Origin of the sequence: Vreelandella sp. 21 (assembly GCF_050995515.1) — a bacterium.
In the GTDB taxonomy this organism is placed as follows: Bacteria; Pseudomonadota; Gammaproteobacteria; order Pseudomonadales; family Halomonadaceae; genus Vreelandella; species Vreelandella alkaliphila.
This window is the reverse complement of record NZ_CP194673.1, coordinates 2,653,651-2,654,100: the sequence shown is the minus strand read 5'-3', so window position 1 is coordinate 2,654,100 and position 450 is coordinate 2,653,651. Positions and strand designations below refer to the sequence as shown.

At 47.8% G+C, this 450-nt stretch carries 1 protein-coding gene; it reads left to right on the top strand.

Going from position 1 to position 450, the window contains the following annotated elements:
* Window positions 1–104: 104 nt before the first annotated feature.
* Window positions 105–428 carry a hypothetical protein gene (locus tag ACN06F_RS12345; RefSeq protein ID WP_038476863.1) on the top strand — a complete coding sequence of 108 codons (324 nt, stop codon included), beginning with the start codon at window positions 105–107 and terminating at the stop codon, window positions 426–428.
* The last annotated feature ends 22 nt before the right edge of the window (window positions 429–450 follow it).

The window sequence follows — 450 nt, the reverse complement described above, 5'->3', positions numbered from 1 at the left end:
CCTTTACCTACCCCAACAGGCCGCCCACTGGGCGGCCTTGTTGTATTCAATGCCGAATTACGTTTAGCTACACTTAAGCGCTTTTACTTACAGAGGAAGCCGCTATGCTTTACATCAAACGCAACGCCCAAGGGGAGATTGTGATGCTCAGCAAAGAGCCATCGCCTGAGTGTAATGACACTATCAATGATGATTCACCAGAAGTGTTCGCTTTTTTAGCTGAGCAAACAGGGCAGTCGGCGCAGTTTATTGCATCCGACTTGGCTTTTGTGCGGGTGGTGGAAGATATGCTGGAAGTGCTGCTAGAGAAGGGCGTGCTTAGTTTTACTGACTTGCCTTCGGCGGCACAGAGTAAAATCATGGAACGTAAATCGTTGCGTGCGAAGAATGATGTCAATTTGATTAGTGATGATGGCGGTATTATCTAACAAGGCGTTACTCTGTAACGCC